Origin of the sequence: Amycolatopsis heterodermiae, assembly GCF_034929455.1 — a bacterium.
In the GTDB taxonomy this organism is placed as follows: Bacteria; Actinomycetota; Actinomycetes; order Mycobacteriales; family Pseudonocardiaceae; genus Amycolatopsis; species Amycolatopsis heterodermiae.
In genome coordinates, this window is sequence record NZ_JAYFSI010000001.1 from 233,917 (window position 1) to 258,596 (window position 24,680).

Genomic DNA, 24,680 nt, shown 5'->3' on the forward strand with positions numbered 1-24,680 from the left:
TGCGTGTCGGATTGGCTACTACCAGGAAACGCGATGTGCCAGCTCAGTGGTAGATCGATCCACTCGACCTCTTGCACGATCCTGCCGACCTTGGTTCTCTTGAGGTCATGCTCGACGACATCCGCGACCTCATCGCCGCGCACGCCCACCCGGACCTGCGCACGCGCGTGCCGGGCCTGCTGCTGTCCAAAGTGGACTCCGCCGAGCCGCACCACTCGCTGACCGAGCCGCTGCTGGTCGTCATGGCGCAGGGCGGGAAGCGCCTGCTGCTCGGCGAGCAGCTGCACGAATACCGGGCCGGGCAGTACCTGCTCGTCACCACGGACCTGCCGGTGACCGGCCACTTCGTCGGCGCGTCGCCGCGGACGCCGGCCCTGGGCATGGGCCTGGAGCTGCGGCCCGCGGCCATCGCGCCGCTGCTGCTGGAGACGCCGCCCCGCCCGTGGCCGCGCGACCCGTCCCCCATCGCGACCGGCGACGCCGGCCCCGACCTGCTCGACGCCACCGTCCGGCTGCTGCGCCTGCTCGACCACCCCGCGGACGCGCCGGTCCTGGCCCCGCTGATCGAGCGGGAGATCCTCTGGCGCCTGCTCACCGGCCCGCACGGTGCCCTGCTGCGCCAGATCGGGCTGGCCGACAGCAGCCTGTCCCACGTCAGCCGGGCCATCCGCTGGGTCCGCGAGAACTATGCGGAGCCGATGCGCATCGACGAGCTGGCGCGGCTGACCGGGATGAGCCCATCGGCGTTCCACCGGCACTTCAGGGCGGTGACATCGATGAGCCCCCTGCAGTTCCAGAAGCGCATCCGGCTGCAGGAGGCGCGTTCACTGCTGGTCGCCGACGCGGGGGATGTAGCGGGGGTCGGCCACCTGGTCGGCTACGACAGCCCGTCTCAGTTCAACCGCGAGTACCGGCGGCTGTTCGGCGCCCCACCGGGCCAGGACGCGGCCCGGCTGCGCGAGGCCGCGACGCCGGGGCCGCAGCTGCCCTGACCTGCGCATCCGGCTTCAATCCGACGCCGATCGGGACACGGCGATGCCATCCGCTCAAGGACCACCCCGGCGCCGCACACCGGCGCATCCCGTTCCACGCCGACCGCCCCACTCGCCGGTGCCGTCCCCTCAGCCGCGACCCGCCGGCACGCCGCTGCCCTGGCGCGCCGATCCGTTCAAGACCCTGACCCCGGTGGGTGCGACCCTGGCCGGGTGACTGCGAACCTCTCCGCCGCGGCGTCCTTCATGGCCATGCACGCCCGGCTTCTCGACCGGCGCCGTTTCGAGCTGCTGCAGGGCACCACGGACACACAAGCCGTGCTCGCCGCCGTTGATGGCTACCGGAATCCTGACGGCGGTTACGGCTGGGGCCTGGAGCCGGACCTGCGGGCGCCGGAAAGCCAGCCCGGTGGTGCCCTGCACGCCTTCGAGGTCTTCGAAGACGTCGCTCCGGACACTTCGCCGCACGCGGCCCGGCTCTGTGACTGGCTGGCGGGCGCCTCCCGCCCCGACGGCGGGCTGCCGTTCGCGCTGCCGGTGGCCGATCCGGCCGGGTGCGCGCCGTTCTGGGTCCAGGCCGATCCGGACGAAGCCACGCTGCAGAGCACGGCCTTCGCGGCCGCCGTCGCCCTGCGCGTCGCGCGCCACGACCGGGCCGTGCGTGAGCACCCCTGGCTGGCCGGGGCGACCCGGTACTGCTTCGACGCCATCCGGGCTCTTTCCGAGGCGCCGCACGCGATCGCCCTCTCGTTCGCGGTGCAGTTCGCCGACGCCGCCCACGACCTGCACCCCGAGGCAGGCGAGCTGCTGGACCACCTCGGGGCGTTCGTCCCGGCCGACGGTCTCGCCGCGGTGGCCGGCGGATCCGAAGGCGAGACCCTGCGCGCCCTCGACTTCGCGCCCCTGCCGGACCGGCCGGCGCGCGCGTTGTTCAAGGACGACGTGATCGACGCCGAACTGCGGCGGCTCGCCGGCGAGCAGCAGGACGACGGCGGCTGGCGGGTCGACTTCGCGAGCTACTCGCCCGCGGCCGAGCTCGAATGGCGCGGGTACGCCACGGTGCGTGCCGTGTCGATCCTGCAGCGCAACGGCGTCGTCTGAGACCACCGAAAAGCTCTACACGAGTGACGCCGAGGTTCACTCGACCGTGGCGTGTCCCCTTGCGGTCCGTGAGACGGACACGGACCGCGACCGCCGCCGCCTCCACCGATCGGGGCGGCGGCCCGACGGTCTCCGGCCGACCGGACCACTCGCGGTGGTCCGGCCCCGACCGCCGCCGTCCCCGACGTCCATCGAAGGCGTCGAACGCGCTCGAATGAGCGCCCTCCCCGGGACGAAACTCCTGATCATCACGCGCCTTCCGGTCCCCGGCGCCGAACCCGTAGGGTGACGGGGAAGCCCGTACCCGGAGGTGAACCATGGCGTCGCGAAACCCGTTCGGCTGGTTCGCCCGCTGGGCCGACTGGTTCGAGGAACGCGGCGTCTACGTGCCCGGCGAAGAGAGCCGCGCGGTCGACCCGGTCCGCGATTTCGGCTGGCTCATGGCCGCCTGGGTGGCCGGGGTGGCGATCTTCATCCTGCTGTTCGCGCTCGCCGTTTAAGTGGCATGTAGATGGTGATTGTCACCACCCGTGCCGTTCCGGTCACGGATTGGCCACGGGGCGGCACCAGGTGCGCGACAACCCCCCGTGGCGCCTCGTAACCCCGAGCGATCACGGCCAGAGTGGAGCGCGTTCGCCCGGCACACCCCGCTGCCGAACGGCATCCCCCGAACCGCCGACTGGAGTACCCGCGATGGCGCTCGCGCGCACGTGCAAGATCATGTTCACCTCAGGACTGCTGGGCCTGGCGGTGGCGTGCGGGGTCCCTTCGGCGCAGGAAGGCACCGCCGCGCTCGGCGCGGGCGGCTCCCCCGCGGGCGCCGGGGCCGCGCAGGCGGGCAACGACCTGAAGTTCGGCGCCGACCACCGGTTCGCCAGCGGCGTCACCATCTCGGTCGGCTCACCCCAGTCGTTCAAGCCCAGCTTCTCGGCGTACCCGCAGAGCCCGCGCGGCGCGGCCTTCGACGTCCAGCTGACGAACGCCGGCTCCACGACGTACAAGCTCTCGGGCCTCACGGTCACGGCCACCGCGCAGGGCACGGCCGTGAAGCAGGTCGTCGACACGACGCAGGGCTTCACCGGCATCGCCGACGCCGGCAAGGACGTGCTGCCGGGCCGCTCGGTGCGCGTCACCTTCGCCTTCGCGATGCCCCAGGACCAGACCCAGCTCCGGCTGCGGATCCGGCCGAGCACGACCGAAGAAGCCGTGGTCACGTATTGCGGAACCGCCTGAGCCGGCGCCCGTTACGCTCGACGCATGACCGATCGCCTCTCCCCGGGTGACGACGCCCCGGACTTCACCCTGCCCGACAGCGAGGGCAAGGAGGTGTCCCTGCGCGACTTCCGCGGCCAGTCCGTGGTCGTCTACTTCTACCCGGCGGCGAGCACGCCGGGCTGCACCAAGCAGGCCTGCGACTTCCGCGACAACCTCGCCGAGCTGAACGACGCCGGCTACCAGGTCGTCGGCATCTCGCCGGACAAGCAGGCGAAGCTCGCGAAGTTCGCCGAGAAGGAAGAGCTGACGTTCCCGCTGCTGGGCGACCCGGAGAAGACCGTCATCACCGAGTGGGGCGCGTACGGCGAGAAGATCAACTACGGCAAGAAGTACATGGGCGTGATCCGCTCGACGTTCGTCGTCGACCCCGACGGCAAGATCGCCCACGCCTTCTACAACGTCCGCGCGACGGGCCACGTGGCGAAGCTGATCCGGGACCTCGGCCTGGCCGCCTGATCACCGCCTGACCGCTCGCTCATCGGTTCCACACACCCTTTCGGGACGCTGCCCGGGTCACGAAAGGGAGGCTCTTTTGTTCCAGGCAACCAAGATCCCCGTGCTCGCCGCGGCCGTGCTGGCCGCGGCGGCGCTCGGGGCCACGCCCGCGCACGCCGCCGGCACCGTCGTCACGCACGACTTGGCGGTGACCGCCGCCCAGCGCCAAGCCGTGCTCGACTATTGGACGCCCGAACGCATCGCGGCGATGCCCACCGGCCCGTCCACCCCCGGCGCACCACCCGCCGACGGCCCGGACGGCGCCGGGTTCGCCCCGGGCACCGCCGTGGACCGCACGATCGGACGGCTGTTCTTCGTCGACCGCGGCGAGGACGAAAGCTGCACCGCGACGCTCGTCGCCGCGGCCAACCGCAGCACCGTCGTCACCGGCGGGCACTGCGTGCACACCATGGACCTGATCGGCAACGATCCACAGTGGACGGACAAGCTGCTGTTCGTCCCCGGCTTCCGCGACAACACCCGCCCGTACGGCGCTTTCGTGGCCCGCACGGCGTTCGCCGACACGACCTGGGTGAGCGACGACCAGCAGAGCGGCCACGACCAGGCGTTCCTGGTGCTGAACCCGGACGAGCACGGCCGGCGCGCCGCCGACGTCACCCGGGCCGCCCAGCCGCTCGGCATCGGCCTGCCCGGCAGCCTGCCCGCCCAGGAGTTCGGCTACCCGCGCGCCGCGAAACAGCCCGGCCACCAGGGTCGTCCGGAGTTCACCGGGCAGCGCGCCGCGCACTGCTGGGGACAGCCGAAGGAGAACCCGGGCAACGACGAGGTCCCGGTGCCGCGCGGCCAGTGGGGCGTGCCATGCGACATGGGCGGCGGTGCCAGCGGCGGCCCGCGGCTGACGGCGTTCTCCGAGAAGACCGGCTACGGCGTGGTCGTCGGCGTCGACACCGAGGCCTGGTACCTGCACGCCGACGGCTCGCTCTGCCTCGACCAGACGCCGGACTGCACGCGCTACCTGTTCGGCCCGCAGTTCACGACCGCGGTCACCGAGCCGCTGTACCAGCGGGCAGCCGCAGCGTGAACGTCGAGCCCTGACCCGGTGCGGAGGCCGCGGTGACCGTGCCACCGTGGGCCTCCGCCAGCTTCCGGACGATGGCCAGACCCAGGCCGCTGCCGCCGCTCCCGCGGGTCCGCGCCTTGTCCGCCCGCCAGAACCGGTCGAACACGTGCGGCAGGTCGGCGGCCTCGATCCCGGCGCCGGTGTCGGCGACCTCGATGACGACGTCGTCGCCGTCCCGGCCGCCGCGGACCACCACCACACCGCCGGCCGGGGTGTACCGGACCGCGTTGGCCACCAGGTTGCCGACGGCCTGGCGCAGCCGCACCGGATCGGCCGTCACCTCGAGGGCGTCCGGCGCTTCGACCGAGAGTGAGACGCCCGCCGGGCTCTGCGCCGCCACGACCTGGGCCAGCAGGTGCGGCACGTCCACCGGCTCGGGGTGAAGGCGCAGCGCGCCGGCGTCGGCGAGCGCGAGATCCTGCAGGTCGTCGACGATGTGCTGCAGGTGGACGGCCTCTTCGAGCAGCGAGTCGACCAGCTCGTCGTCGAGCCGGCTGATGCCGTCCTGCGTCGCCTCCAGCCAGCCGCGGATGTTGCTCAGCGGCGTCCGCAGCTCGTGCGCGATGTCGCTGACCATCGCCTTGCGCGTCTCCTCCAGGCGCTCGCGGCTCGCGGACATGGCGTTGAACGCGGTCCCGAGCCGGGCGATCTCGTCACGCCCGCGCACCTTGACCTGGGCGCCGCTCTCGCCGCCTTCCATCCGCTTCGCCGCGCCGGTGAGCGCGCGCAGCGGCCGGATCAGCCGGACCCCGGCGAGCACCGTGACCAGCAGCGTCAGCAGCAGGATCCCGCCCGCGACCTCGAACAGGCGGACCTTGTTCTCCGGCGACAACGTGAAGCCCGCGGGAGCTTCGCCGCCCGGCGCGGTGAGGTAGAGCGACGCGGCGGGCGCGACGAACGGCGTCAGCTGCTCCCGCCGCGCGGCGCTCAGGCACGACTGCACGGCCTGGTTCGACTCAGCGGTCCGAACCACGCCCTTCTGCACCCAGGTGAAGTCGAGCAGCACCTGCACCTGCGCGAGCGGCTTGGACTCGGGACCGCGGTTGAGGCACGCGCTGACCAGCGCCGACAGCTGGTCCAGCGCGGCCTGCTCGGTCTTCGTCGGCAGGCTGAGCGTGCTGCCGTTGCACGACGACAGCACGAACGGGTCGGCCCCCTCGATCCGCGGATGCCCGCCCGGCGACGTCACGACGGTCCCGACGCCGGAGCGGGCCTGGACGCACCGCAGGACCCGCTGGGCGAGCGCGCCGAGGCGCGTGCGGTCCTCGGCCGGCAGCGCGTACGGGCCGACGGCGTCCGGGTCGATCCGGTCGGCGGTGGTCTGCTGCCCCAGCCCGGAGTCGACCTGCAGCGGGTCGACGACGATCGAGGGCCGCAGCGGCAGCGGCCGGCCGTCGGTGGCCGAGTCGAAGACGGGCGTGCCGTCGGTCAGCGTCAGCGCGATGCGGCGGCCGGTGATCGACGCGGTACCGCGCACCTCGGCGGCGACGTCGTGCCAGTTCGGGTGGGTCGCGGCGTACTTCAGCAGGCCGCGGTAGATGGTGCCGTCGTCGGCGAGCGCCTGGCCCTGCTCCTGCTGGATCGCGCCGGACGTCGTGCGCGCGGCGAGCCACGCGGTCGCGGCGATCGAGGCCACCGCGACCAGGGCCGAGAGCACGAACAACCGCAGGAGGAGGCTACGGCGCATCGGCGCCCGCGGTCAGCTTGTAGCCGACGCCGTAGACCGTGACGAGCCGCGCCGGGCGCCGCGGCTGCGCCTCGATCTTCTTGCGCAGGTTCATCACGTGCACGTCGATCGCGCGCTGCGTGATGTAGCGGTCGAAGCCGTGCAGGTGCTCCAGCAGCTGGCCGCGGGTGAACACCCGGTCCGGCTGGGCGGCCATCAGCTCCAGCAGCCGGAACTCGCCCGGCGTGCAGTCGATCGCCCGGCCGTCGACGGTCACCTCGTGCCGCAGCGGATCGACGCTCAGCGTGCCCACCCTGGTCGTGCCGCCGGGGCGGGCCGGGGCGGCACGCCGCAGCAGCGTGCGGATCCGCGCCATCAGCTCGCGCGGGCTGAACGGCTTGGTGACGTAGTCGTCGGCGCCGAGGTCGAGCCCGGCGAGCAGATCGTCCTCTGTGGAGCGTGCGGTGAGCATCAGCACCGGCAGGTCGGTCTCGGCGCGCAGCCTGCGGCAGATCTCGAGGCCGTCCGTGCCGGGCAGCATCACGTCGAGCACCAGCAGGTCCGGCGGGTGCCGGCGGACCAGGTCCAGCGCCGCGGTGCCGTCCGCGACGACGACCACGGTGTGCTGCTCCCGTTCGAGGTAGCGCCGGACGAGCTCGGCCTGTTTGGCGTCGTCCTCGGCCAGCACGATGTGGGCGCACATGATCCCGAGCATAAGCGCGGCTACCGGAAGACCACGATTTCCTCATGGGTCCCTGACATTCCGCTGTGAGGGTGACGCCATGAGCACAACCCGATCGGGTGGCCGGCGCCGGTGGGTGTGGCTGCTGGTCACCGCCGTCGTCGTGGTCCTGCTGGGGGCCACGGCGTTCTTCGTGGTCGAGCACGGGCGCGGCACCGCCGCCACCGCCGCGCCGCCGCCCGCGGTGCAGACCGTCGCCGTCCGCAAGACGGACCTCGCGAACACCCGGTCCTTCACCGGCACCCTCGGCTTCGGCACGCCCCAGCCGTTGAAGGGCACGGGCGCCGGGACCGTGACGAAGCTGCCCGCGCTGGGCGACGTCGCCCAGCGCGGCAAGCCGCTGTACTCAGTGGACGGTCACCCGGTGCCGGTGTTCTTCGGTGACACGCCGTTGTTCCGCAAGCTCGACAACCCGGACCTGACCGGGCCGGACGTCACGATGGTCGCCGCCAACCTGGCCGCGCTGGGGTACCAGGTCGGGCACCCGAAGACGTTCACGTTCGCCGAAACCCTGAAGAAGTGGCAGAAGAAGGTGGGCCTGGACGAAACCGGCACCCTCGACGTCGGCCAGGTCGCGGTGCTGGCCGGCCCGGTGCGGGTCAACTCGGTGACCGCGCAGCCCGGCGACCCGGTCGCGGAACCGCTGCTCACGGTCACGTCCACGACCAAGGTGGTGGTCGCGCCGGTGGACGCCTCGGACGTCGCGGCGATCAAGACCGGCGCGGTGGTCTCGGTGGTGCGGCCGGACGGCCAGGGCGTCCCGGCGAAGGTGACGTCGGTGAGCACGGACGTCGCGGAGGGCCAGGGACCGCCCAAGGTGAACGTGCTGGTCACGCCGGACGACCCGCAGTCCGTGGCGGACCTCGATTCCGCGGCGGTGCAGGTGCGGATCACGACCGAGACGCACGCGGGGGTGCTCGCGGTCCCGGTCGGCGCGCTGATCGCGCTGCGCGAAGGCGGCTACGCCGTGCAGCTGCCGGACGGGACGCTGAAAGCCGTCGAGACCGGGATGTTCGCGCGCGACCTCGTCGAGATCCGCGGTGCGGGCGTCGCCGAGGGCCTGAAGGTGGTGACGACGTCGTGACGCCGGTGCTGGCCCTGCGTGGGGTGAGCAAGCGCTATCCCGGGGACGTCGTCGCGCTCGACGACGTCACACTGACCGTGTCCGACGGCGAACTGCTGGCCATCGTCGGGCCGTCCGGCTCCGGCAAGTCGACGTTGCTGCACATCGCCGGGACGCTCGACCTGCCGACGTCCGGGACGGTCGAACTCGACGGCGAGGACGTCACGCGGCTGTCCGACCGGCAGCTGTCCGCGCTGCGCGGCAGGCGGCTGGGGTTTGTGTTCCAGCAGTTCCACCTGACCGACGGACTGTCCGCTGTGGACAACGTGGCGACCGGGCTGCTGTACGCGGGCGTGCCGCGGCGCCGCCGTCGCCCGCTGGCGCTGGAGGCGCTCGGCCGGGTCGGGCTCGCGCACCGCGTCGCGCACCGGCCGCACGAACTCTCCGGCGGCGAACGCCAGCGCGTCGCGATCGCCCGCGCCGTCGTCAACGACCCGGCGCTGGTGCTGGCCGACGAGCCGACCGGCGCGCTGGACACCGCGAACGGCCAGGCCGTGCTGGACCTGCTGACCGGCCTGCACGCCGACGGCACCACGCTCGCGGTCATCACGCACGACCGGGACATCGCGGCGCGGCTGCCCCGGCGGGTCGAGTTCCGCGACGGCCGGATCGTGCGGGACTCGCGGTGAAGCCGGTGCGCCTTTCACCGGCCGACGTGCTGTCCCTCGGCCTGCTCGGCATCCGGACCCGGCGGCTGCGGGCGGCGTTGTCCGCGCTCGGGATCGCGCTGGGCATCGCGACGATGATCGTGGTCACCGGCATCCCGGCGTCGAGCCAGGCGGCGTTGCTGGACAAGCTGACGGCGCTGGGCACGAACCTGCTCCGCGCCGAGCCGCAGCCGAACCAGACGCCGCCGGTGGTGCTGCCGGAGTCGGCGCTGGGCAGCGTCCGGCGGATCGGCCCGGTGACCACGGCGGCGGCCGTCGCGAACACCCACGCCGTCGTCCGCCGCTCCGACCGCACGGACCCGCAGGACGGCTCGGGCCTTTCGGTGCTGGCCGCGTCGCCGGATCTGCTCGACGCGCTGAACGGCAGTGTCCAATCAGGACGGTTCGAGACTGCGGACCTGCCCGTGGTGACGCTGGGCTACGTCGCGGCGTCCCGGCTCGGGATCCCTTACCTGGTCCCGGGTCAGCCGCCGCCGGTCGTGATGATCGGGACCACCTGGTACACGGTCACCGGGGTCCTCGCGCCGATGCCGCTGGCCCCGGACGTCGAGCGGGCGGTCCTCGTCGGCTGGGGCTCGGCGGCCCGGTTCCTGGGCTTCGACGGCCACCCGACGGTGATCTACGTGAAGTCCCGCGAGGACGCGATCACCGACGTCCGCGCGGTGCTCCCGGCGACGCTGAACCCGGAGCTGCCCGGCCTGGTCCAGGTGTCGCGGCCGTCGGACGCGCTGGCAGCGAAACAGGCGACGCAGACGGCGTTCTCCGCGCTGTTCCTGGGTTTGGCCGGGGTCGCGCTGCTGGTCGGCGGGGTCGGCGTCGCCAACACGATGTTCATCTCGGTGCTGGAACGCCGTCGTGAGATCGGCCTGCGACGCGCCTTGGGCGCGACGCGCGGCCAGATCCGCGACCAGTTCCTGACGGAGGCGGTGGCCCTGTCCGGCCTCGGCGGCCTCGCCGGGACGTCTGCCGGTGTACTGGTCACGCTGGGATACGCGACGTACCAAGGTTGGCCACCAGTGATCCCGCCGCTGTCCGTGCTGGGCGGGGTGCTCGGCGCGCTGGTCGTCGGCGTGCTGGCGGGCCTGCACCCGTCGCTGCGCGCCGCCCGGATGCCGCCGACGCAGGCGCTGGCATGAGTCGCTCACGCCGTGCTGACGAGTTCCTGAAAAGCGCCGGTCATGCTCGTCCCATGGCACTTCGGTTGGTTGTGCTCTCGGTGCTGGCCTTCGGCGTGGCCGCGTGCTCGTCCCCGCCGCCCGCGGCTCCCCAGGTGGCTTCGCTCTCGACACCCGCGTCTGCGTCGGCGACTTCCGGGACTTCCGCCCCGCCGTCGGCGGACGCGGACGGCGGCCGCCCCCGCCACCGCGTCGACGAGACGGCGGAGGAGTCCCAGCGGCTCATCGAGCCGTGGCGCACGTGCATGAAGGACCACGACGCGGACGTCGACACCCAGCCGAACAGCATCGAAGGCGCGGAGAAGTGGAGCGCGGACCACAAGGCCGCGGGCGACGCGTGCCGGTCGAAGCTGCCGCTGCTGCCGTGGGGCATGGACCGCGAGAACCCGGCCTACCAGGACAACATGCACAAGTGGGTGCAGTGCATGAACGACCAGGGCATGCACGTGGTGGAGACCCCGGACAACGACGAGTCCCCGTGGACGTACGGAAGCGACACCCAGCCGCCCAACGCGGACAAGATCGAACACGACTGCGAAGTCGCGATCCTCGGCCCGAGCGACAAGTGACTCGACGACTAGCTTCCGGCGAGTTCCCGCAACACCGGGAGAAGCGCCCGCAGTGCCCGCCCCCGGTGCGAGACGGCGTCCTTTTCGGACGGCTCCATCTCCGCCGAGGTCCGGGTCTCGCCGTCCGGGCGGAAGATCGGGTCGTAGCCGAAGCCGTTCGTGCCCCGGCGGGCGCGCTCCAGCGTTCCGCGCCACTCGCCGCGGACCACCGTCTCCTCGCCGGACGTCAGCACCAGAGCCGCCGCGCAGACGAACTGGGCGCCGCGGCGCTCGTCCGGGACGTCGTTCAGCTGGGCCAGCACCAAGTTCAGGTTGGCGTCGTCGTCACCGTGGCCGCCGGACCAGCGGGCCGACAGCACGCCCGGCATGCCGTTCAGCGCGTCCACCGCGATGCCCGAGTCGTCCGCGATCGCGGGCAGACCGCACGCCGCCACCGCGTCACGGGCCTTCGCCACTGCGTTGCCCTCGAAGTCCGGCGCGGTCTCGGGCGCTTCGGGAAACGAGGGGACGTCCTCCAGACCCAGGACCTCGATGCCCGAGATTCCCTCGGCCAGCAGGATCCGGCGAAGCTCGCCGAGCTTCTTCGCGTTGCGAGTGGCCAGAAGCAGCTTCGTCACTTCGAGCCCTTCTTCTTGTCCGGACGCGGCTCCGGCAGCTCGCCCGGGTACGGCAGCGCCAGCGCCTCGTTCTGCAGGCGGGTCAGCTCCTCGCAGCCGGCCTGGGCCAGGTCGAGCATCTTGTCCAAAGTGGACCGCGCGAAGGTGGCGCCCTCGCCGGTGCCCTGGACCTCGATCAGGGTGCCGGCGTCGGTCGCGACCACGTTCATGTCGACCTCGGCGCGCGAGTCCTCCTCGTACGGCAGGTCGAGGCGCACCCGGCCGTCGACGACGCCGACGCTCACCGCGGCCACCGAAGACGACAGCGGCTGCGGGTCGTTGAGCCGGTTCGCCGCGGCCAGCCAGGTGATGGCGTCCGCGAGCGCGACGTAACCGCCGGTCACCGCGGCCGTGCGGGTGCCGCCGTCGGCCTGGATGACGTCGCAGTCGATGACGATCGTGTTCTCGCCCAGCGCGGCCAGGTCGATGCAGGCCCGCAGCGAGCGGCCGATCAGCCGCGAGATCTCGTGCGTGCGGCCGCCGATGCGGCCCTTGACCGATTCGCGGTCACCACGCGTGTTCGTCGCGGACGGCAGCATCGCGTACTCGGCCGTCACCCAGCCGAGGCCGGAGCCGGCCCGCCAGCGCGGCACGCCTTCGGTGACGCTCGCGGCGCACAGGACCCGTGTGTTGCCGAATTCGATCAGCACGGACCCCGCCGGCCACTGCTGGAACCCCCGGGTGATCTTGATGTCGCGGAGCTGGTCGTCGTTCCTGCCATCTTTTCGAGCCACGAAGAGCACTCTAGGACCGCGCCGCTCAGACGTCGTAGACGGCACCCTGCTTGACGACCTCGGCCGCGGGGAACTCGGCCGCGGCCTCGGCCAGCACCGCTCCCGGGTCGGTCCACGGCGCGATGTGCGTCAGCAGCAGCCGACCGACACCGGCGTCGCGCGCCAGCTCACCCGCCTGTTTGCCGGACAGGTGCACGCCGGCCGGGCGCTCCGCCGAATCCGTCCAGGACGCCTCGGCGAGCAGCAGGTCGACGCCGTCGGCGAGCTCGTTCAGCGCCCGGCACGGGCCGGTGTCGCCGGTGAAGGCGAGGATCCGGCCGCCGTAGGAGACGCGCAGGCCGAACGCCGGGGTCGGGTGGTCGACCTCGACCGCGACCACCTCGAACGGCCCGATCCGGAACGGCTCGGGCCGCAGCGGGTGGAAGGCGTAGACGTCGGAGAGGTCCGTGTCGGCCCGTTCCGACTCGTTGGGCGCGTACGCGTTCGCGAGCCGGACGTGCGCGTCGGCGGGCCCGTACAGCGGCAGCAGCCGCGGGCGGGCCGGGTACGGCGGCGCCGGGTGATAGCGGCGCAGGACGGTGAGTGCGCTGACGTCGGCGCAGTGATCGGGATGCAGGTGGGTGAGCACGAGCGCGTCGAGGTCGAACGGGTCGGCCACGGCCTGCAGTTGAGCCAGCGTGCCGTTGCCCAGTTCGAGGCCGAGCAGGAAGCCCTCGGCCTCGACCAGGTAACCGGACGCGGCGGCGTTCGGCCCGGGGATGCTGCCGGAGCACCCGAGGATGGTCAGTCGCACTTCGCCACCCTAAGCGCCCGAAGGCGTGATCACGCGGTGGTGGGAGCGAGGACACCCGGCGCGAAGCCCATGAAGCGCTGGGCGAGCCGGGTGAACGGCTCGGCCGAGCCGGTGGCGAGGAACTCGTGCCGCGGCGGGGTTTCCCTGGTCGTCAGCAGGTCCCGCTCGGTCAGCACGCGGACGACGTCCTTCGCGGTCTCGTCGGCGCTGCTCACCAGGGTGACCTCCTGGCCCATGACGATCTGCAGCACCCCCTGCAGCAGCGGGTAGTGCGTGCAGCCGAGCACGACCGTGTCGACCTCGGCGTCCAGCAGCGGCTGCAGGTACCCCTGGGCGAGCCCGAGCACCTGCCGCCCCGACGTGATCCCGCGCTCGACGAAGTCCACGAACCGCGGGCAGGCGACGCTGGTGAGCGAGATGCCCGGTGCCGCGGCGAAGGCGTCCTCGTAGGCCCGCGAGCGGACGGTGCCCTCGGTGCCGATCACGCCGACCCGCCCGGTGTGCGTCGCGACGACGGCGCGGCGCGCGGCCGGCAGGACGACCTCGATCACCGGGACGTCGTAGCGCTCACGAGCGTCGCGCAGGCAGGCCGCGGACGCCGTGTTGCAGGCGATCACCAGAGCCTTCACGCCGCTCTCGACGATCTCGTCGAGCGCCGCGAGCGCGTAGCTGCGGGCGGTGGCGATCGGGAGCGGGCCGTACGGGTTGTGCGCCGTGTCGCCGACGTAGCGGAGCTGCTCGGCGGGCAACTGCTCGAGGATCGCCCGCGCGACCGTCAGCCCGCCGACGCCGGAATCGAACACACCGATCGGGGCATCAGCGAGCGGCAGGGTCACACCCCGAGGTTACCCGTGGCCGCGGGAGCGGGTTTGCGCGACTTCCCCGTGCGGCCGGTCAGCCAGGCCGCCAGGACTCCGGCCAGCGCGCCGAAGACGTGCCCCTGCCAGGAGACGCCGGTGTTGCCCGGCAGCAGGCCCAGCAGCATCCCGCTCCAGATGCCCAGCAGCACCACGGCGACCAGGATCTGCCCGGCCGCGCGGTTGAAGATGCCGCGGACCAGCAGGTAGGCGAGCCAGCCGAAGGCCAGCCCGGACGCGCCGACGGTCACCGCGTTCGCCGGCCCGATCAGCCACACGCCGAGCCCGGACACGAGCCAGATGATGGCCGTGACCAGCGCGAACCGGCCGATCCCCGCGGCCATCGCGAGGAAGGAGAACAGCAGCACCGGCACGGTGTTGGCGAACAGGTGCGACCAGCCGGCGTGCAGCACGGGCGCGAAGAGCACGCCGTCCAGGCCGGACAGCTCGCGCGAGTGGATGCCGCCCTGGGTCAGGTCGCCGGGCAGGATCACGTCGGCCAGCTCGACCAGGTAGAGCAGCAGGGTGAAGGACAACGCGACGAGCGCGACCGCCTTCGGCTTGGGCGGCAGCACGCGCTTGCGGGCGTCGGTTTCCGGGTCCGGGATCACAGGCAGAGTGCTCACGTCCTCGAGGCTACGTCCGGGTACGGCGGGTCCGCCTCGGGTGAAATCCCTGATCCGGGGATTTTGCCGGTGCCCGGCGCTCGTGTTCACGCGGCTGCGGTTGTCGACGGGCGGCCCGGCACAGCAGCACCGCGGTGGCGGCCTCGCGCGGCGACAGCTGGCCGACTCGCCGCAGGTCCGGGGTTCTGCCGGTGCCCGACGCCCGTGCTCGGGCGGTCCGGCACAGCAGCACCGGATCTCCCGTCGAGCCGGTCACCTGCCGCTGCCGAGGCCGCCATGAGGGTGCCGCGCCGCCCGCGACTCCCGCAGCCGCGTGGACACGAGTGGCGGGCACCGGCAAAGCAGGATCGTCGGCGAGCTGGGCCACCGCCCGAGGCGGCCACGAGGGTTTTGTCAGTGCCCGCCGCTAGCGTTCGGGCCATGGACGTCACCGGATACCTGCAGCGGCTCGGCCTCGAGGCGGAGCCGCCGAGCCTCGCCGCGCTGGGGCGGCTGCACGCGGCGCACGTCGAGCGCGTGCCGTACGAAGCGCTGGAGGTGCAGCTCGGGCGGCCGACCTCGCTGGAGCCGACGGCGTCGCTGGCGCGGATCCTGCGGGGCCGCGGCGGGTACTGCTACCACCTCAACGGCGCCTTTTCGGCGCTGCTGCAAGCCCTCGGTTACGCCGTCACCCGGCACCTGGGCGGGGTGCAGGGCGCGGGCGGCGAGCCGAACGTGAGCCGCAACCACCTGGCGCTGACCGTCACGGGCCTGCCGGACGACCCGTCGGCGTCGTGGCTGGTCGACGCCGGGCTGGGTGACGGCATCCACGAGCCGCTCCCCCTGCGGGAGGGCACGTACACCCAAGGTCCGCACACCTACCGGCTGCGGCCGTCGGAGGTGGCGCCGGGTGGCTGGCGGTTCGACCACGACCCGTCGGGCAGCTTCGTCGGCTTCGACTTCGCGCCGGGCCCGGCCGAGATGGCGGACTTCGCCGAGAAGCACGCATGGCTGTCGACGGCGCCGGAGTCCGGGTTCGTGCGCGTCTGCGCGCTGCTGCGCCGGGACGCGGCGGGCGTCGACACCCTGCGGGCGCTGACGCTGGACACCCACGGCGTCAAGGAGGTGCTCGAGTCACCCGAAGCCTGGTGGACGGCGGTGGGTGACGTCTTCGGCATCCCGTCGGCGCTGTTCACCACCGACGAGCGCGACCTGCTGTGGCGCAAGGCCGTCGCCCAGCACGAGGCTCACGCGGGCAGCGGGGCCTTGCCGAGCGCGTAGTCGACCGCGGCCTCGGCGTGCAGCCGGGTGGTCGGGAACGTCGGCACCGCGCTGTCCTCGGGACCCACCAGCAGCTCGATCTCGGTGCACCCGTAGATCACGCCTTCGGCCCCGGCCTCGACGAGCCGTGCGATCACGCCCCGGTAGGCCTCGCGCGACTCCGGCTTCACGACGCCGAGCACCAGCTCGTCGTAGATGACCCGGTGCACCAGGTCGCGGTCGCCGTCGTCCGGCACGAGCACGTCGAGGCCGTGCGCGGCGAGCCGGTCACGGTAGAACGGCTGGCTCATGGTGAACCCGGTCCCGAGCAGCCCGACCCGGCGGATCCCGGCGGCCGTGACGGCAGCCGCCGTCGCGTCGGCGAGGTGCAGCAGCGGGATGCCCAGGCCGTCGGTCAGCTGCTCGGCAACCTTGTGCATGGTGTTCGTGCAGAGCACGACGAAGTCGGCACCGGCGGCCTCCAGCGCGCGGGCGGCGCGGTTCAGCTCCGCGCCCGCGTCGTCCCAGCGGCCCTCGGCCTGCATCGCTTCGATCGCGGCGAAGTCCACCGAATACAGCACGGTGCGCGCGGAGTGGAAGCCCCCGAGAAGCGCTTTCACCCGTTCGTTTACCAAGCGGTAGTACTCACTCGACGATTCCCAGCTCATCCCGCCCAGCAGCCCGATGACCTTCATGCTGTCAGCATGCCCGAAAGGAAGATCCGCACCACGTTCGCCGGGGTGTCCAACGTCCTGATCACCGACGGCACCACGGCGATCCTCGTCGACGGCTTCTTCTCGCGGCCGTCGCTGCTGAAGCTGGCCACCCGGGTCTCACCGTCCCGGAGCCGGATCGACGAGTGCCTGCGGAAGCTCGGAGTCACGAAGCTGGACGCGGTCCTGGTGTCGCACTCCCATGTGGACCACGTCCTGGACGCGCCGGTCGTCGCCCAGCTGACCGGCGCCACGCTCTGCGGCTCGCCGTCGACGCGCCGGGTCCAGGAGGGCTACGACCTCACCGCCGAACCGTTCCACGAGCTGGTTCCGGGCGAGCCGGTGCGCTTCGGCGAGTTCACGGTGACCGGCGTCGACGCCCGCCACAGCGACGGCGACCGGGTGCCGGGCGAGATCACCGGACCCGTCCGGGTGCCGGCGAAGGCGAGCGCGTTCAAGACCGGCCGCTGCTACTCGTTCCACGTCGCGCACCCCGCGGGGAACGTCCTGGTCCACCCGTCGGCGAACTTCGTCCCGGGGGCGATGGCCGGGTACTCCGCCGACGTCGTCTACCTGGGCGCCGGAGCCGCCGGGAAGCAGTCCGAGGCGTGGCGGGAGGAGTACTGGCGCGAGACGGTCGGCGCGCTCGGGCCGAAGATCGTCCGCCCGGTGCACTGGGACGCGTTCTGGCGCCCGCTGTCCAAGCCGTTGAAGCTGCTCCCGAAGCTGTTCGACGACCTGGACACGACGATGGGCACGTTCCAGCGCCTGGCCGCCGAAGACGACGTCGACCTGGCCCTGCCCGAGCTCTGGAAGACCGAGTAGGTCAGGCCCAGAGCTGCCCGTCGAGCCGCTCGGCGGCCTCGTCCAGCGAGCCCGCGTACGCCCCCGTCGACAGGTACTTCCACCCCGCGTCGGCGACGACGAAAGCCACGTCGGCCAGCTTGCCCGCGGCCACGGCCTTCTCCGCGACGGCCAATGCCGCGTGCAGCACCGCGCCCGTCGAGATGCCCGCGAAGATGCCTTCGTGCTCCAGCAGCTCCCGCGTCCGGCGCAGCGCGTCGTACGCGCCGACCGAGTAGCGGCCGTTGAGCACGCTGGGGTCGTACAGCTCCGGGACGAACCCCTCGTCGAGGTTGCGCAGGCCGTACACCAGCTCGCCGTAGCGCGGTTCGGCCGCGATGATCTGGACGTCCGGCTTCGCCTCGTGCAGGTAGCGCCCGCAGCCGACGAGCGTGCCGGTCGTGCCGAGGCCGCCGACGAAGTGCGTCAGCGTCGGCAGGTCCTTGAGCAGCTCGGGGCCGGTGCCGCGGTAGTGCGCGTCGGCGTTGGCCGGGTTGCCGTACTGGTACAGCATCACCCATTCGGGGTTCGCCGCGGACAGCTCCTTCGCCCGCCGGACGGCCTCGTTCGAGCCACCCGCAGCCGGGGAGAACACGATCCGCGCGCCGTAGGCCTGCAGCAGCTGCTTGCGCTCGGTCGAGGTGTTCTCCGGCATCACGCAGACCAGCCCGTAGCCCTTGAGCTTGGCGGCCATGGCCAACGAAATGCCGGTGTTGCCGGACGTCGGCTCCAGGATCGTGGAGCCGCGCCGCAGCTTGCCCTCGCGCTCGGCGGCTTCGATCATGGCCAGCGCGGGGCGGTCCTTGATCGAGCCGGTCGGGTTGCGGTCCTCCAGCTTCGCCCAGAGGCGCACGTCGTGCGTCGGCGAGAGCCGGGGCAGCCCGACCAGCGGGGTGCCGCCGAGCGCGTCGAGCAGGGACTCGAAGCGAGCCATCGATCAGCCACCGGCCACGGCGGGGAGGATGGTCAGGGTGTCGCCGTCCTTGACCTCGGCCTCGAGGCCGCCGGCGAAGCGCACGTCCTCGTCGTTGACGTAGACGTTGATGAAGCGGTGCAGCTTCTCCTCCTTCACCAGGCGCGCCTTGAGGCCGGCGTGCCGGGCCTCGACGTCGTCGATGACCTCGAGCACGGTCGCGCCCTTCGCCTCGACGGACTTCTCGCCGCCGGTGTGGGTGCGCAGGATCGTCGGGATGGAGACGGTCACGGCCATGGGTTCTTACCTCCGGTGGGTTCCTACACGCAGACGCCTGCGGCGCGCGGTTTGTTCCGAGCGGGCTCAGCCGACGATCTCGACCGGCTCCTCGGTGATCTCGGCGTCCACGATCCGGTACGACCGGAACTCGTGCACTTCGGGGTCCCGCGTCGACACGAGCACGTAGTGCGCGCCGGGCTCGGCCGCGATCGACGCGTCGGTCCGCGACGGGTACGCCTCGGTGGCGGTGTGCGAGTGGTAGATGACCACCGGCTCTTCGTCCTTGGCGTCCATCTCGCGGTAGAGCTTCAGCAGGTCACCCGAGTCGAACTCGTAGAACGTCGGCGACCGCGCCGCGTTGAGCATCGGGATGAACCGTTCGGGGGAATCCGAGCCCTCCGGCCCGGCGATCACCCCGCACGCCTCGTCGGGGTGGTCACGGCGGGCGTGGGCGACGATCTCGTCGACGAGTTCACGGCGGATCCGGAGCACACCGCCATCTTAGGTGGTGGACACAAGCTGTCCAGACTCTGAGATATTGCGCTCACCAGGACAATCAGGGCATGCCGATGTCCTCGAAAGCCCGAGAACGGTGCCGCGAGTTCCTCGAGAAGGGCGAGCGGATCCAGTACCTGATCCCGGGCATCTCGCTGTACGTCAACGGCGTCCGCACCCGGGCCGCGTTCTTCGTCGTGGTCACCGACCACGGCATCACGGTGCTCTACGGCGGCCGCTTCCGGCGCTACACGCCGAAGACCGTCTACGACCGGCTGCCCCGGCACACCGAGATCGGCCCGGTCGAGGTCCACCCGTCGCTCGGCCCGGTGCTCACCGTCGCGGGCCTGCACCTGGAGATCGACGAGGAGTACGTAAGCGCCGTCCGGGCCGCCAACCTCGAAGCCACCCACGACGGCCCCGAAGACCCGCTCCCGGACCTCTAGCCGAACGCCTCGGGCCAGACCTCGCGGTAAGCCGGGACCCCGCCGGCCGTGGTCGCGGCCAGCAGGCCGTGCACCATCGCTCTGGCGAACACCCGCGCCGCCGCCGAGCACAGCGCGTCCAGCGCCCCCGCGCGCACCGCTGCACCGAACGGGCCGCTGGCCTCCGGCAGCTCCCGCGCGCCCGTGGCCAGCGCGAACACCGTGTCGCCGTCGAACATCGTGTGGGCCGGGCGGACCGCGCGGGCCAGCCCGTCCTGGGCCGCGACCGCGAGCCGCCGCGCCTCGGCCTTGGACAACGCCGCGTCGACCGCGACGACGCCGATCGTCGTGTTCAGGTCCGTCCGCCGGGACGGCAGGTCGGCGGGCCGCGAAGGCCACGTGACGCCGAAGTCGCCGTGGTCGGCCGCGTACGCCCGGCCCGTCGTGAGGTCGACGGCCTCGCCCGCCGCGTTGACCGCCGCCAGCGCCCCGACCGTGAACTCGCCCACGACCTCGCTCGCGGAGCCGATCCCGCCCTTCAACGACCCCACGGCCGCACCGGCGCCCGCACCGACCGTCCCCTGCGCGAACGAGTCCGAAGCCGCCTCGCAGGCCGCGTAGCCGAAGGACGCGTCGGGCCGGTTGCCCCAGTCGCCGCGCGGCAGATCGAACAGCACCGCCGCGGGCACGATCGGCACGACCTCGTGCGGCTGCGCGCCCACCGGGAAGCCGAGGTTCCGCTCGCCGAGCCACCGCATGACGCCGTCGGCCGCGGCCAGCCCGTACGCGCTGCCTCCGGAGAGGCAGACCGCGTTCACGCGCTGGACCAGGTTCTCCGGCTCCAGCAGGTTCGTCTCGCGGGTGCCGGGCGCGCCGCCGCGCTGGTCGACGGCACCGACCGCGCCGTCCGGGACGAGCACCACCGTCGTCCCGGTCGCCCAGCCGTCCCCGAGCCGTTCGTGGTGCCCGACCAGGACGCCGGGAACGTCGGTGATCATCCGGTCAGCGCCTGGATCAGCGTCTCCTGCACCCAGGTCAGCCAGTGGTAGACGCCGAGGTGCGGCGCACGCGGGTCGTCCTCGGGCAGCTCGTCGGGCATGTCCTCGGTGACGTCGAGGGCGGTGCCCAGCGCCAGCCGGACGTCGTTGAGCGCGCCCAGCCAGGCGTCGGCCTGCTCCTCGGTCAACCGGACGTTGCCGCCGTCGCGGGGCAGCGTGTCGAGCACGATCTTGGCCACGCCGACCTTGATGTCCAGCAGCTCCGGCTCGTGCAGCGAGCGCATCGCCGAGGCCGAGTCGAGGTCTTCACGGGTCGGGTTGTCCGGGTCGAGCCGGTGGAAGTCGGGCAGCAGCCGCGAGAGCACCGGGTCGTCCGGCGACTCGGTCGGGCCGGTGCGGATGCCGGTCAGCTCGGCGAGCTCGTCCTGCGGCGCCTCCTCGGCGCGCGCGGTGAGCATGTCCTCGAGCTGGCTGACCAGGCCGCGCAGCACCGCCGCTTCCTGCTGCTCGAAGCCGGCGTGGATGACCGCGCCCTTGCGTCGCCAACCGTTCACGAGGGCTGCTCCATGGTGGCCCAGAGGCCCGCCGCGTGGAGTTTCGCCACGTCCACCTCCACCTTTTCCTTGCTGCCCGACGACACGATCGCCTTGCCCTTGTGGTGCACGTCCAGCATCAGCTTGGTGGCGTGGTCACGGCTGTACCCGAACAGCTTCTGGAAGACGTACGTCACGTACGACATCAGGTTGACGGGGTCGTTCCACACCACGGTCCGCCACGGTGTGTCCGACTCGGCGACCTCGGCACCGGCCGGCTCGACCTGCGTCTGCTCGGATGCGACAGGCGTGGACATGCACCCCATGGTGTCACGGGGGCGCGAGGGTACGCCGCGCCAGGTCCGGCCATGTGGGTGAATAGGGTGGCGGCATGGGTTCACCCGAGCCGGCCACGGCCAGCACCGCGCTGCTCACCGACCACTACGAGCTGACCATGCTGGGCAGCGCGCTGGCCGACGGGACGGCCGAGCGTCCATGTGTGTTCGAGGTGTTCGCCCGGCGGTTACCGGACGGCCGCCGCTACGGCGTCGTCGCGGGCACCGCCCGGGTGCTCGACGCGATCGCGGACTTCCGCTTCACCGACGCCGAGCTGGCGCAGCTCGAGGCCACCGCGGTGGTCGACGACACGACGCTGGCCTGGCTCGCCGACTACGAGTTCTCCGGCGACATCGACGGGTACGCCGAGGGCGAGCTGTACTTCCCCGGCTCTCCGATCCTGACCGCCAGCGGCTCGTTCGCCGAGTGCGTGCTGCTGGAGACGCTGGTCCTGTCGATCCTCAACCACGACAGCGCGATCGCCTCGGCCGCGGCCCGGATGTCCGGCGCCGCGCACGGCCGCCCGATCATCGAGATGGGCGGGCGCCGCACGCACGAGTGGGCCGCCGTCGCGGCCGCGCGCGCCGCCTACCTGGCCGGCTTCGCGACGACGTCCAACCTCGAGGCCGGCCGCCGCTACAGCATCCCGACCCGCGGCACCGTCGCGCACGCCTTCACGCTGCTGCACGACAGCGAAGAGGAGGCCTTCCGGTCCCAGGTCGACAAGATGGGCCCGGACACGACCCTGCTGGTCGACACCTACGACATCACCGCCGGCATCGAGACCGCCGTCCGCGTCGCCGGCCCCGAGCTCGGCGCGATCCGGATCGACTCCGGCGACGTCGGCCCGCTCGCCCGCCGCGCCCGCGAGCAGCTGGACTCCCTCGGCGCCAAGGACACCCGGATCGTCGTCTCCGGCGACCTCGACGAGCACGCCATCGCCGCGCTGCGCGCCGAGCCGGTGGACGCGTACGGCGTCGGCACCTCGGTGGTCACCGGGTCCGGCGCGCCGACCGCGGGCATGGTCTACAAGCTGGTCGAGGTCGACGGCAAGCCGGTCGCCAAGCGCAGCGCGCACAAGGAGTCCCGCGGCGGGCGCAAGTCCGCGCTGCGGCGCCACCGCGGCACCGGCACGGCGGTCGAAGAGGTCGTCTGGACGACGTCGGGGGCCGCGCCCGAGCCGGAGCCGAACGACCGGCCGCTGCAGCTGCCGCTGATCCGTGCTGGCCGGGTCGAGCCGGATCTGCCTACGCTCGACGACGCGCGGCAGCGGCTGCGCCGCGGCCTGGTCAGCCTGCCGTGGGAGGGCCTGAAGCTCTCGCACGGCGACCCGGCGATCCCGACCCTCTTCCTCTGACCGGACGACCGGAGGTCACCATGGCAACCGCGCTGATCGTGGTGGACGTGCAGAACGACTTCTGCGAAGGCGGCTCGCTCGCCGTCGCCGGCGGCGCCGCGGCCGCGGAGACGATCTCCGCGCTGTCCGCGACCGGCGGCTACTCGCACGTCGTGGCCACCCGCGACTACCACGTCGACCCGGGCGACCACTTCAGCGAGACGCCCGACTTCGTCGAGAGCTGGCCGCCGCACTGCGTGGCGGGCACGCCCGGCGCGTCCTTCCACCCCGCGCTCGACGTCGTCCCGATCGGCGCGGTGTTCTCGAAGGGCGAGTACAGCGCGGCCTACTCCGGCTTCGAGGGCGCGTCCGGGGACGGGAAGTCCCTGGAGGCCTGGCTGCGCGAGCACGACGTGACCGACGTTGACGTCGTCGGCATCGCCACCGACTACTGCGTGCGCGCGACGGCCCTGGACGCGGCGCGGGCCGGGTTCGGCGTCCGCGTGCTGCTCGACCACACGGCCGGGATCGCCCGGGCTTCGGTGGACGCCGCGCTGCGCGACTTCGACGAGGCCGGGGTCACGCACACGGGTGAGGCGCACGTCGGATGAAGGACCTGAAGGCCGCATTGGCGGAACACCGGCTCGTCGCGATCCTGCGTTCGGCGGACGCCTCACGCTTCGCCGACGCGGGCGTCGTCCTGCACGCGGCGGGGATCCGCCTGCTCGAAGCCACCCTGACGACGCCGGGCGCGCCCGCGGCGATCAACGCGCTGCGCCTGGCGCTGGGTGAAGACGCGCTGGTCGGTGCGGGCAGCGTCCGTGAGGCGTCCGATGTGGACATCGCGGTCGACGCGGGCGCGCGCTACCTGGTCACGCCGACGGTCAACCCGGCGGTGCTGGAGCGCGCGGACGCCCTCGGTGTCCCGGTGATCTGCGGCGCGCTGACGCCGACGGAGATCGACCAGGCCTGGCGCCTCGGCGCGGCCGCGGTGAAGGTGTTCCCGGTCGCCGCCATCGGCGGGGTCGCCTACCTGCGCGCGGTCCGCGCCCCGCTGCCGGACGTGCCGCTGGTGCCGACCGGCGGCGTCCACCTGGCCGACGTCGAGAGCTACCTGCGCTCGGGCGCGATCGCGGTCGCCGCGGCGACCCCGCTGCTGGGCGACGCCCTGACGCCGGCCGGCAGCCTCCCGGACCTGGCGACGCGAGCGGGCGAGTTCGTCTCGGCCGCGAGCCGCTTCAAGACCGCGTAGCTACTTCTTCTTGCCGAACGGGTCGCAGGCGGCCGTGCCCAGGTAGATGTCGCCGCTCGCCGGGCCGCCCTGCGGGAACAGCACGATGTGCAGCGCGTGCGTCACCAGGCTGCCGTCCGGCGGCTGGGGCGTCACCGTCTCGTTGAGGATCACCGTGGCCAGCGCGGTGCCCGCCGGGCCGCCGGGGATGACGATCCGGTCGTTCGGCGGGATCTCGGCGGGCACGGTGATGCCGGTGACGGCGCCGATCGACACCTCGCCGCCGCTGCCGGTGGCCGACGTCGCGCACTTCGCCGAGAACGTCCGGACGGTGATCACCGGGCCGCCGTAGCGCTTGAGGACCGACGCTTCGAAGCGGTGCCCGGACGCCTGCGCGATGGCCACGTCACCCGAGCGGCCGCAGCCGGACTCGCCGGTCCCGAACGTCGCGATGTCCCCCGTCGTGCCGCCCTCGGTCCGGGCGCTCGCCGGGCCGTCGGCGGTGCACTTGGCCAGGTCACCGGTGACGACGTGCTCGTTGTCGAGCATGACGTCGAGCGAGCCGGCCGCCGCCCAGCCGGTGGACGTCACGGGCGCCGCCGCGACCAGGAGCGGGCCGGCCAACGCCGTCACGGCCAGCAACCGGATCGTCCTTTTCCCGGCGTTTCGCATGCAACGGCCTCCTCGTTCCGTGACGGTTCGCAGTCAGCCTCTTCGCCGATCGGCGGGCGCGCACGGCCGTCCGAGCGGGTCCACCCGGACGAGTGGCCGGTGAGGAACGCAACT

Annotated in this window: 31 protein-coding genes; 16 read left to right on the top strand and 15 right to left on the bottom strand. The window is 72.6% G+C overall.

Annotation, left to right across the window (positions count from 1 at the left end; genetic code table 11):
• Nucleotides 1–107 precede the first annotated feature (107 nt).
• The 6 genes from VA596_RS01125 (at nucleotide 108) to VA596_RS01150 (ending at nucleotide 4,905) form a co-directional block, all read left to right on the top strand.
• Complete coding sequence (locus tag VA596_RS01125; RefSeq protein WP_323322647.1) at nucleotides 108–992, top strand: AraC family transcriptional regulator; 885 nt, start codon at nucleotides 108–110, stop codon at nucleotides 990–992.
• A gap of 213 nt (nucleotides 993–1,205) precedes the next feature.
• Nucleotides 1,206–2,093: a hypothetical protein gene (locus VA596_RS01130; protein ID WP_323322649.1), complete on the top strand. Its 888-nt coding sequence runs from the start codon at nucleotides 1,206–1,208 to the stop codon at nucleotides 2,091–2,093.
• A 317-nt stretch (nucleotides 2,094–2,410) separates the two neighbouring features.
• Nucleotides 2,411–2,593, top strand: a complete 183-nt coding sequence (locus tag VA596_RS01135) for a hypothetical protein (protein ID WP_323322651.1) — start codon at nucleotides 2,411–2,413, stop codon at nucleotides 2,591–2,593.
• Between the two features lie 193 nt (nucleotides 2,594–2,786).
• Nucleotides 2,787–3,326 carry a hypothetical protein gene (locus tag VA596_RS01140; protein ID WP_323322653.1) on the top strand — a complete coding sequence of 180 codons (540 nt, stop codon included), beginning with the start codon at nucleotides 2,787–2,789 and terminating at the stop codon, nucleotides 3,324–3,326.
• Between the two features lie 24 nt (nucleotides 3,327–3,350).
• The gene (gene bcp / locus VA596_RS01145) at nucleotides 3,351–3,824 is read left to right on the top strand and encodes a thioredoxin-dependent thiol peroxidase (protein WP_323322655.1); all 474 of its coding nucleotides are present in this window, start codon (nucleotides 3,351–3,353) and stop codon (nucleotides 3,822–3,824) included.
• A 76-nt stretch (nucleotides 3,825–3,900) separates the two neighbouring features.
• Complete coding sequence (locus VA596_RS01150) at nucleotides 3,901–4,905, top strand: trypsin-like serine peptidase (RefSeq protein ID WP_323322657.1); 1,005 nt, start codon at nucleotides 3,901–3,903, stop codon at nucleotides 4,903–4,905.
• Here the strand turns inward: VA596_RS01150 and VA596_RS01155 are convergent.
• Complete coding sequence (locus VA596_RS01155) at nucleotides 4,868–6,631, bottom strand: HAMP domain-containing sensor histidine kinase (RefSeq protein ID WP_323322659.1); 1,764 nt, start codon at nucleotides 6,629–6,631, stop codon at nucleotides 4,868–4,870. The two genes, VA596_RS01150 and VA596_RS01155, sit on opposite strands and share 38 nt — an antisense overlap.
• Entirely contained in the window at nucleotides 6,621–7,313 is a 693-nt protein-coding gene (locus VA596_RS01160; protein ID WP_323322660.1) for a response regulator transcription factor, read from the bottom strand. The genes VA596_RS01155 and VA596_RS01160 overlap by 11 nt, the downstream gene beginning before the upstream one ends.
• A gap of 79 nt (nucleotides 7,314–7,392) precedes the next feature.
• On the opposite strand from VA596_RS01160, the gene VA596_RS01165 reads away from it, so the two are divergent.
• The 4 genes from VA596_RS01165 to VA596_RS01180 are packed head-to-tail and all read left to right on the top strand — an operon-like array spanning nucleotide 7,393 to nucleotide 10,887.
• Complete coding sequence (locus VA596_RS01165) at nucleotides 7,393–8,436, top strand: HlyD family efflux transporter periplasmic adaptor subunit (protein ID WP_323322662.1); 1,044 nt, start codon at nucleotides 7,393–7,395, stop codon at nucleotides 8,434–8,436.
• Nucleotides 8,433–9,104, top strand: coding sequence for an ABC transporter ATP-binding protein (locus VA596_RS01170; protein WP_323322663.1), 672 nt, complete (start codon nucleotides 8,433–8,435; stop codon nucleotides 9,102–9,104). Before VA596_RS01165 ends, VA596_RS01170 begins: the two co-directional genes overlap by 4 nt.
• The gene (locus VA596_RS01175; RefSeq protein ID WP_323322665.1) at nucleotides 9,101–10,279 is read left to right on the top strand and encodes an ABC transporter permease; all 1,179 of its coding nucleotides are present in this window, start codon (nucleotides 9,101–9,103) and stop codon (nucleotides 10,277–10,279) included. The genes VA596_RS01170 and VA596_RS01175 overlap by 4 nt, the downstream gene beginning before the upstream one ends.
• A gap of 53 nt (nucleotides 10,280–10,332) precedes the next feature.
• The gene (locus VA596_RS01180) at nucleotides 10,333–10,887 is read left to right on the top strand and encodes a hypothetical protein (protein ID WP_323322667.1); all 555 of its coding nucleotides are present in this window, start codon (nucleotides 10,333–10,335) and stop codon (nucleotides 10,885–10,887) included.
• An 8-nt stretch (nucleotides 10,888–10,895) separates the two neighbouring features.
• Here the strand turns inward: VA596_RS01180 and rdgB are convergent, their stop codons facing one another.
• The 5 genes from rdgB to VA596_RS01205 are packed head-to-tail and all read right to left on the bottom strand — an operon-like array spanning nucleotide 10,896 to nucleotide 14,553.
• Nucleotides 10,896–11,504 carry an RdgB/HAM1 family non-canonical purine NTP pyrophosphatase gene (rdgB, locus tag VA596_RS01185; protein ID WP_323322669.1) on the bottom strand — a complete coding sequence of 203 codons (609 nt, stop codon included), beginning with the start codon at nucleotides 11,502–11,504 and terminating at the stop codon, nucleotides 10,896–10,898.
• Complete coding sequence (gene rph, locus VA596_RS01190) at nucleotides 11,501–12,277, bottom strand: ribonuclease PH (protein ID WP_323322671.1); 777 nt, start codon at nucleotides 12,275–12,277, stop codon at nucleotides 11,501–11,503. Before rph ends, rdgB begins: the two co-directional genes overlap by 4 nt.
• A 25-nt stretch (nucleotides 12,278–12,302) precedes the next feature.
• Nucleotides 12,303–13,070: an MBL fold metallo-hydrolase gene (locus VA596_RS01195; RefSeq protein WP_323322673.1), complete on the bottom strand. Its 768-nt coding sequence runs from the start codon at nucleotides 13,068–13,070 to the stop codon at nucleotides 12,303–12,305.
• A gap of 29 nt (nucleotides 13,071–13,099) precedes the next feature.
• Nucleotides 13,100–13,906, bottom strand: a complete 807-nt coding sequence (murI, locus tag VA596_RS01200) for a glutamate racemase (RefSeq protein ID WP_323322675.1) — start codon at nucleotides 13,904–13,906, stop codon at nucleotides 13,100–13,102.
• Nucleotides 13,903–14,553, bottom strand: coding sequence for a rhomboid family intramembrane serine protease (locus tag VA596_RS01205; RefSeq protein ID WP_323322676.1), 651 nt, complete (start codon nucleotides 14,551–14,553; stop codon nucleotides 13,903–13,905). The genes murI and VA596_RS01205 overlap by 4 nt, the downstream gene beginning before the upstream one ends.
• Nucleotides 14,554–14,973: 420 nt before the next feature.
• Between VA596_RS01205 and VA596_RS01210 the strand changes: the two genes are divergently transcribed.
• Nucleotides 14,974–15,813: an arylamine N-acetyltransferase family protein gene (locus VA596_RS01210; RefSeq protein ID WP_323322678.1), complete on the top strand. Its 840-nt coding sequence runs from the start codon at nucleotides 14,974–14,976 to the stop codon at nucleotides 15,811–15,813.
• Here the strand turns inward: VA596_RS01210 and VA596_RS01215 are convergent.
• Nucleotides 15,780–16,487 (bottom strand): aspartate/glutamate racemase family protein, encoded by a 708-nt coding sequence (locus VA596_RS01215; protein ID WP_323322680.1) that lies wholly within the window; start codon nucleotides 16,485–16,487, stop codon nucleotides 15,780–15,782. The genes VA596_RS01210 and VA596_RS01215 overlap by 34 nt on opposite strands.
• A 9-nt stretch (nucleotides 16,488–16,496) precedes the next feature.
• Between VA596_RS01215 and VA596_RS01220 the strand changes: the two genes are divergently transcribed.
• Nucleotides 16,497–17,330, top strand: coding sequence for an MBL fold metallo-hydrolase (locus VA596_RS01220; protein ID WP_323322682.1), 834 nt, complete (start codon nucleotides 16,497–16,499; stop codon nucleotides 17,328–17,330).
• A 1-nt stretch (nucleotide 17,331) separates the two neighbouring features.
• Here VA596_RS01220 and VA596_RS01225 read toward each other — a convergent pair whose 3' ends face one another.
• From VA596_RS01225 to VA596_RS01235, 3 genes are all read right to left on the bottom strand, one after another.
• Entirely contained in the window at nucleotides 17,332–18,282 is a 951-nt protein-coding gene (locus VA596_RS01225) for a PLP-dependent cysteine synthase family protein (protein WP_323322684.1), read from the bottom strand.
• Nucleotides 18,283–18,285: 3 nt separating this feature from the next.
• Nucleotides 18,286–18,558: a MoaD/ThiS family protein gene (locus tag VA596_RS01230; protein WP_323322686.1), complete on the bottom strand. Its 273-nt coding sequence runs from the start codon at nucleotides 18,556–18,558 to the stop codon at nucleotides 18,286–18,288.
• A 66-nt stretch (nucleotides 18,559–18,624) separates the two neighbouring features.
• Nucleotides 18,625–19,032, bottom strand: coding sequence for a M67 family metallopeptidase (locus VA596_RS01235; RefSeq protein WP_323322688.1), 408 nt, complete (start codon nucleotides 19,030–19,032; stop codon nucleotides 18,625–18,627).
• A gap of 71 nt (nucleotides 19,033–19,103) precedes the next feature.
• On the opposite strand from VA596_RS01235, the gene VA596_RS01240 reads away from it, so the two are divergent.
• Complete coding sequence (locus VA596_RS01240; protein WP_323322690.1) at nucleotides 19,104–19,481, top strand: hypothetical protein; 378 nt, start codon at nucleotides 19,104–19,106, stop codon at nucleotides 19,479–19,481.
• On the opposite strand, the gene VA596_RS01245 is transcribed toward VA596_RS01240, so the two are convergent.
• Genes VA596_RS01245 through clpS form a run of 3 tightly spaced genes read right to left on the bottom strand, consistent with a single transcriptional unit; the run spans nucleotide 19,478 to nucleotide 21,308 of the window.
• Nucleotides 19,478–20,458: a P1 family peptidase gene (locus VA596_RS01245; protein ID WP_323322692.1), complete on the bottom strand. Its 981-nt coding sequence runs from the start codon at nucleotides 20,456–20,458 to the stop codon at nucleotides 19,478–19,480. The two genes, VA596_RS01240 and VA596_RS01245, sit on opposite strands and share 4 nt — an antisense overlap.
• The gene (locus tag VA596_RS01250) at nucleotides 20,455–21,012 is read right to left on the bottom strand and encodes a DUF2017 domain-containing protein (protein WP_323322694.1); all 558 of its coding nucleotides are present in this window, start codon (nucleotides 21,010–21,012) and stop codon (nucleotides 20,455–20,457) included. Before VA596_RS01250 ends, VA596_RS01245 begins: the two co-directional genes overlap by 4 nt.
• The gene (gene clpS / locus VA596_RS01255) at nucleotides 21,009–21,308 is read right to left on the bottom strand and encodes an ATP-dependent Clp protease adapter ClpS (protein WP_103348337.1); all 300 of its coding nucleotides are present in this window, start codon (nucleotides 21,306–21,308) and stop codon (nucleotides 21,009–21,011) included. The genes VA596_RS01250 and clpS overlap by 4 nt, the downstream gene beginning before the upstream one ends.
• Nucleotides 21,309–21,382: 74 nt before the next feature.
• Between clpS and VA596_RS01260 the strand changes: the two genes are divergently transcribed.
• Genes VA596_RS01260 through VA596_RS01270 form a run of 3 tightly spaced genes read left to right on the top strand, consistent with a single transcriptional unit; the run spans nucleotide 21,383 to nucleotide 23,915 of the window.
• Complete coding sequence (locus VA596_RS01260) at nucleotides 21,383–22,684, top strand: nicotinate phosphoribosyltransferase (RefSeq protein ID WP_323322696.1); 1,302 nt, start codon at nucleotides 21,383–21,385, stop codon at nucleotides 22,682–22,684.
• Between the two features lie 20 nt (nucleotides 22,685–22,704).
• Nucleotides 22,705–23,274: an isochorismatase family protein gene (locus VA596_RS01265; protein WP_323322698.1), complete on the top strand. Its 570-nt coding sequence runs from the start codon at nucleotides 22,705–22,707 to the stop codon at nucleotides 23,272–23,274.
• Nucleotides 23,271–23,915 carry a bifunctional 4-hydroxy-2-oxoglutarate aldolase/2-dehydro-3-deoxy-phosphogluconate aldolase gene (locus VA596_RS01270; protein WP_323322700.1) on the top strand — a complete coding sequence of 215 codons (645 nt, stop codon included), beginning with the start codon at nucleotides 23,271–23,273 and terminating at the stop codon, nucleotides 23,913–23,915. Before VA596_RS01265 ends, VA596_RS01270 begins: the two co-directional genes overlap by 4 nt.
• Here VA596_RS01270 and VA596_RS01275 read toward each other — a convergent pair whose 3' ends face one another.
• A complete protein-coding gene (locus VA596_RS01275; protein WP_323325588.1) occupies nucleotides 23,916–24,536 on the bottom strand; it encodes a choice-of-anchor P family protein in 621 nt (206 codons plus the stop codon).
• Between the last annotated feature and the right edge of the window lie 144 nt (nucleotides 24,537–24,680).

What these genes read in the sequence shown, in the direction of transcription:
- VA596_RS01125 (WP_323322647.1), top strand. Translation starts at nt 108, where the DNA reads ATGCTCGACGACATCCGCGACCTCATCGCCGCGCACGCCCACCCGGAC.
- VA596_RS01135 (WP_323322651.1), top strand. Translation starts at nt 2,411, where the DNA reads ATGGCGTCGCGAAACCCGTTCGGCTGGTTCGCCCGCTGGGCCGACTGG.
- VA596_RS01140 (WP_323322653.1), top strand. Translation starts at nt 2,787, where the DNA reads ATGGCGCTCGCGCGCACGTGCAAGATCATGTTCACCTCAGGACTGCTG.
- bcp (WP_323322655.1), top strand. Translation starts at nt 3,351, where the DNA reads ATGACCGATCGCCTCTCCCCGGGTGACGACGCCCCGGACTTCACCCTG.
- VA596_RS01155 (WP_323322659.1), bottom strand. Translation starts at nt 6,631, where the DNA reads ATGCGCCGTAGCCTCCTCCTGCGGTTGTTCGTGCTCTCGGCCCTGGTC.
- VA596_RS01160 (WP_323322660.1), bottom strand. Translation starts at nt 7,313, where the DNA reads ATGTGCGCCCACATCGTGCTGGCCGAGGACGACGCCAAACAGGCCGAG.
- VA596_RS01165 (WP_323322662.1), top strand. Translation starts at nt 7,393, where the DNA reads ATGAGCACAACCCGATCGGGTGGCCGGCGCCGGTGGGTGTGGCTGCTG.
- VA596_RS01180 (WP_323322667.1), top strand. Translation starts at nt 10,333, where the DNA reads ATGGCACTTCGGTTGGTTGTGCTCTCGGTGCTGGCCTTCGGCGTGGCC.
- VA596_RS01210 (WP_323322678.1), top strand. Translation starts at nt 14,974, where the DNA reads ATGGACGTCACCGGATACCTGCAGCGGCTCGGCCTCGAGGCGGAGCCG.
- VA596_RS01215 (WP_323322680.1), bottom strand. Translation starts at nt 16,487, where the DNA reads ATGAAGGTCATCGGGCTGCTGGGCGGGATGAGCTGGGAATCGTCGAGT.
- VA596_RS01220 (WP_323322682.1), top strand. Translation starts at nt 16,497, where the DNA reads ATGCCCGAAAGGAAGATCCGCACCACGTTCGCCGGGGTGTCCAACGTC.
- VA596_RS01225 (WP_323322684.1), bottom strand. Translation starts at nt 18,282, where the DNA reads ATGGCTCGCTTCGAGTCCCTGCTCGACGCGCTCGGCGGCACCCCGCTG.
- VA596_RS01230 (WP_323322686.1), bottom strand. Translation starts at nt 18,558, where the DNA reads ATGGCCGTGACCGTCTCCATCCCGACGATCCTGCGCACCCACACCGGC.
- VA596_RS01240 (WP_323322690.1), top strand. Translation starts at nt 19,104, where the DNA reads ATGCCGATGTCCTCGAAAGCCCGAGAACGGTGCCGCGAGTTCCTCGAG.
- VA596_RS01245 (WP_323322692.1), bottom strand. Translation starts at nt 20,458, where the DNA reads ATGATCACCGACGTTCCCGGCGTCCTGGTCGGGCACCACGAACGGCTC.
- clpS (WP_103348337.1), bottom strand. Translation starts at nt 21,308, where the DNA reads ATGTCCACGCCTGTCGCATCCGAGCAGACGCAGGTCGAGCCGGCCGGT.
- VA596_RS01260 (WP_323322696.1), top strand. Translation starts at nt 21,383, where the DNA reads ATGGGTTCACCCGAGCCGGCCACGGCCAGCACCGCGCTGCTCACCGAC.
- VA596_RS01265 (WP_323322698.1), top strand. Translation starts at nt 22,705, where the DNA reads ATGGCAACCGCGCTGATCGTGGTGGACGTGCAGAACGACTTCTGCGAA.
- VA596_RS01270 (WP_323322700.1), top strand. Translation starts at nt 23,271, where the DNA reads ATGAAGGACCTGAAGGCCGCATTGGCGGAACACCGGCTCGTCGCGATC.